The sequence below is a fragment of the Caballeronia udeis genome (assembly GCF_001544555.2).
Classification (GTDB): Bacteria; Pseudomonadota; Gammaproteobacteria; order Burkholderiales; family Burkholderiaceae; genus Caballeronia; species Caballeronia udeis.
In genome coordinates this window covers 1-4,362 of the sequence record NZ_FCOK02000162.1, presented here as the reverse complement: position 1 = coordinate 4,362, position 4,362 = coordinate 1, and the positions used below count along the sequence as shown (strand labels likewise).

Below are 4,362 nucleotides of genomic sequence, written 5' to 3'. Positions count from 1 at the left end.
CGCTGAACCCGCTGAACCCGCCGAACCCGCCGAACCCGCTGAACCCGCTGAACCCGCTGAACCCGCTGAACCCGCTGAACCCGCTGAACCCGCTGAACCCGCTGAACCCGCTGAACCCGCTGCATTCGCGGCCCGCGTGACGCCAGCCGATCCCGCACCCGCACCCGTCGCGGCGGCGGGCGCGTTCCCGCCCGCTGTCTTGTCCCGCGTTCCCGGCGAGGCTCCCGACGCGGCGCCGGTCTTCAACCACCCGGCCGGTGCGATCGGCTCGATTGGCTCCCGCGATCCCGCGCCACGTCCGCTGCGCGAGGCGGCCGGACGTGCATCGGGGAATCGGTCCGAATAACTCTCCTTGCCTGTACCCGGTTCGCGATGCACCTGCGGCAAGGGTTCGATCGGGCGCGCAGCCTCGGGGCCGCGCAGCGGCCGCTCGCTTTCGCTTCGACGCGCCGGCTGCGGCCGCCAGACCGTCGGCCGCTGATAGCGTCCACCCTGGCGTTGCGTCGCCGTTGGTAAGCCGAGCGCCGGAGCATCGTGCGAGGTCCTGCCGGACGTCGTGACGCCGACGCCCGGGCTACCTCCCTTGAAGCTCCCGAGACCGGCGCTCGCGCCGCGCGTTTCCGCCTTCTCCCGCGATAGCCGCCCGCGCGACGGTTTCTCGCGGACCGACCGTTCCCGTGGCGTGAGCCACTCTGGTTTCAGGCCCAGGCCAAACGCGCCGTTTGCCCAGCCAAGCGTGTCGCGCCACCGAAATCCGCAGAGCCACGGCAAGCTGATCAGGAAAACCGCCGCCGCACCGGCACCCACGCCCAGCGCAGCCGGCGTGCTGATAACGCTGGCATGTCCACCCAAGCCGCGCAACAGCGCTTGGCCGAGATGGTCGACATCGGCGGCAAAGGCGAATGAATGAAACAGCGCGGCTTCCAGCGTGCAGCTCGCGAGGAGCACGCAGAAGAAACCGAGCCAAAGCCGGATCGTGCCCGGGCCGCGCAGGCCGCCGCCGTTCGGGAGAACGGACTTGGCCACGCGCCAGAGAAGGGGGATGAACCAGACGGCCGAAGCACCGAACCAGCCGAAAACTACCGTGTGCATGCAAGGAACCAGGAATGATGTAAGCGATGTGAGCAGCGAACCCAGGCTCGGACAAAGATGAATCGATACCGCCGAGTTTAACCGCCATGAACGCGGCGATGCAGGCGGTGGTCAAGCAAAACACGCAATCGGCCGGGAACGACAAAGTGTGCATCGGGACGATGCCGGCCGGGTCAGGCGGTCTTGAAGATCCGGTCTCGAGGGTGGAAGGCCAAACCGGCCATCATCCCCGAGCCTGCCCCCTGAGCAGGCTCACAACCTCAACCTTCCAAACCGCCCTTCATTAACCTCAATTACCCTCAAGGTTGCGCGGCTTGTGTGAACGTCAATACATCGCCGTTCTTGAGCGTGATCTGCAATTGTTGCGGCGGGCGCATTTGCACACCGGTTTTTCCAATGTCCGCGAGGCCCTGCAGGAACGGTTGTTCGAGCGCGCTGCCGGGTCCCGGCGCGCAGGCCATTCGCGTACTGGCAAGCGGGCCGAAGGAGAGCTTGCCGTCTATCAGGTCGTAGGTGCCGGTGAAACGGTTGCAGCCGGAAAAGCCATTCGTTTTGCGTTGACCGCCTTGCGTCGAAAAATTCAGGGTGATCGGCGCTCCGCCAGCGCTGGCGCCCGCACTGCCACCGGCACTACCGGCCGGACTGGACGGGACCGGGCGCGTCTTGCCGTCGGCATTGGTCCAGCTGGTGAGTTTCCATTGGGTATCGTCCAGAAGCTGGGTCGCGGCCGGGTTGTAAGGGTCGGTTGGCGGCGCGGCGCTGTCCGGATGCGTCGGCATTGCGCAACCCGCCAGCGCGGCGCCGAAAACGACGGCCGCAATCGACATCATGGCGGTAAACGAGGACCTGGAACGCGGGAACGCAGCATGGACCCGGCTGCGCGCCGAAACACGCGCAGGTTGCGAACGGGAAGGCTGCATCGACATGAAATTTCCTTGGGGCTGGCAAAACCGTAAGGGTATCGCACTCGTCCTAAGATTGACCAAGGCAGATTGCGGCAAAGTGATTGCAACATGTAAAGATAAGTTAGCGCGACCGCGCGTTCGATCAAGCGAAAGCCGTCGCGCAGCCGCTCCGCGGCCAACCTCGCCGCCATTCCGGATCTGACAGCCGCGCCCCGGGAACGCAACACCGATCGGGTTCGGAAAAGGGTCCGCGTGTTAACATCGCGGGCTTGTCAGGCCTCTTTTTCTGGAGCATCCATGCAGAGCGCGAAGTCCGCTGCGTCCGCCGTTTCTTCCCTTCAATCCGGCGCGCAGCCGTCGAAAATCGGCACGCCGCTCACGCCCGGCGCGACGCGCGTGATGCTGCTCGGCGCAGGCGAACTCGGCAAGGAAGTAATCATTGCATTGCAGCGGCTCGGTGTGGAGACGATCGCGGTCGACCGTTACGCCGATGCCCCCGGCCATCAGGTCGCACATCGCTCGCACGTGATCGACATGACTGACGGCGCGGCGTTGCGCGCGTTGATCGAAGCCGAACGGCCGCACTTGATCGTGCCGGAGATCGAGGCCATAGCAACCGACACCCTCGCCGAAATCGAAGCCGAACAACTCGCCGTCGTGATCCCGACCGCGCGCGCGACCCAGCTCACCATGAACCGCGAAGGCATTCGCCGTCTCGCTGCGGAAACGCTTGGCCTGCCGACGTCGCCGTATGCGTTCGCCGAGTCGCTGGACGAGATGGCGGCGGCCATCGGCAAGATCGGTTTTCCGTGCGTGGTGAAACCGGTGATGTCGTCGTCCGGCAAGGGGCAGTCGGTGCTCAAGAGCGCCGCCGATATCGAACCTGCCTGGCAGCACGCCATGGCCGGCGGCCGGGTCAATCACGGCCGTGTGATCGTGGAAGGGTTTATCGATTTCGAGTACGAAATCACGCAGCTCACCGTGCGCGCGGTCAGCCCGGAAACGAGCGATCTGCAGACGTATTTCTGCGAGCCGATCGGCCATGTCCAGGTGGCGGGCGACTATGTGGAATCGTGGCAACCGCAGGCCATGAGCGTCGCGGCGCTTGCAAAGTCGCGCGATGTTGCCGCGAAGGTCACCACGGCGCTCGGCGGCCGCGGATTGTTCGGCGTCGAATTATTCGTGCGCGGCGACGACGTCTGGTTTTCCGAAGTCAGCCCGCGACCGCATGACACGGGGCTGGTCACGCTCGCCACGCAACGCTTCTCCGAATTCGACCTGCACGCGCGCGCGATCCTCGGTCTTCCCGTGGATACAACGTTGCGCGCGCCGGGTGCATCGGCGGTGATTTATGGCGGCCTGGACGAAGCGGGCGTTGCGTTCGAAGGGGTGGCCGACGCGCTCGCGGTGCCGGACTCGGACCTGCGCCTGTTCGGTAAACCGGAAAGTTTTGCGAAGCGCCGCATGGGCGTGGCGCTTGCAACCGGACGTGATACCGACGAAGCGCGGGAACGCGCGAAGCTGGCCGCGTCTAAGCTAAGACCCGTCTCCACTCGATGACGGTAACACGCCCCTCGCGACGAGCTTTTTGCGAGCGGCACGGAGGTTTTAAGTGAAATGGTGTGCAATGGTCGCGCTGTGCGCGACGGTGGTTGGGCTGACCGGGTGCGGTGTTGCGGCGGCGCCGTGCCGGGTGGCCTCGGCGGGATTGAAGATGGTGCCGCTGGTCGGCCACGTGGCGGCCGCGCCGACCGACGCGTGCGCGGATGTGATCGATCCTTGATGGACGTCGCGTGAGTGTTTTGAAGGCGCCGGTTTTGCCTGCGCAGGAAAGAGGTAACGAAAGGATAGAACGATGAAGGATGGAAAGACGAACCTGCTGTTTGAAAGGATCGTACGAATCGAACGAATCGTACGACGGGTCAGATCGGCCGTGTTGACTGCCGGGGCGCTGTGTGTGATGGCCGCGACCCATTCGGCTGTGGCCATGCCGCTGACCGTGCCGCAGATTCAGACCGCGACGACCAACACGCTGCGTTACGAATGCCACGGCGGCAGCACGCTGACCGTGCAGTACATGAACACGAAGAACAAGCAGAGTTTTGCGGTGCTGACCGTCGATGGCCGGAAGATGCTGTTTGTGAACGTGCTGGCGGCATCGGGCGCGAAATACGTTGGCGATCACTACACGTGGTGGACAAAAGGCCCGGAAGGTTCGCTCACCGACGACACGGCCGATCCCAAAACCCCGCCAATGCTCGCCGACTGCAAGACGGGCAGCTAGAGAACTAGTACAACATCCCTTAAATAAGTTGAATATTTAACGGTCCGTTTTTATCATGGCGGGATGAGCCGAGGCCGTCAT

The 4,362-nt window shown here is 64.4% G+C and carries 4 protein-coding genes and 1 pseudogene; 3 read left to right on the top strand and 2 right to left on the bottom strand.

All coding sequences use genetic code 11. The features are described 5' to 3' along the window. Both AWB69_RS47415 and AWB69_RS44825 read right to left on the bottom strand, forming a co-directional pair. Positions 1-1,092: pseudogene (locus AWB69_RS47415) on the bottom strand (cell division protein FtsK); the annotation flags it as partial. Positions 1,093-1,391: 299 nt separating this feature from the next. Beyond that, the gene (locus tag AWB69_RS44825) at positions 1,392-1,922 is read right to left on the bottom strand and encodes an META domain-containing protein (protein WP_062093174.1); all 531 of its coding nucleotides are present in this window, start codon (positions 1,920-1,922) and stop codon (positions 1,392-1,394) included. A 372-nt stretch (positions 1,923-2,294) separates the two neighbouring features. Here AWB69_RS44825 and purT point away from each other — a divergent pair, with 372 nt between their 5' ends. The 3 genes from purT to AWB69_RS44815 all read left to right on the top strand — a co-directional run bounded on the left by purT (position 2,295) and on the right by AWB69_RS44815 (position 4,281). Further along, a complete protein-coding gene (gene purT, locus AWB69_RS44820; RefSeq protein WP_075644109.1) occupies positions 2,295-3,557 on the top strand; it encodes a formate-dependent phosphoribosylglycinamide formyltransferase in 1,263 nt (420 codons plus the stop codon). Between the two features lie 67 nt (positions 3,558-3,624). After that, positions 3,625-3,780 carry a DUF6726 family protein gene (locus tag AWB69_RS48490; RefSeq protein ID WP_331712729.1) on the top strand — a complete coding sequence of 52 codons (156 nt, stop codon included), beginning with the start codon at positions 3,625-3,627 and terminating at the stop codon, positions 3,778-3,780. 72 nt (positions 3,781-3,852) lie between these two features. Further along, positions 3,853-4,281, top strand: a complete 429-nt coding sequence (locus tag AWB69_RS44815; protein WP_231937457.1) for an MliC family protein — start codon at positions 3,853-3,855, stop codon at positions 4,279-4,281. The last annotated feature ends 81 nt before the right edge of the window (positions 4,282-4,362 follow it).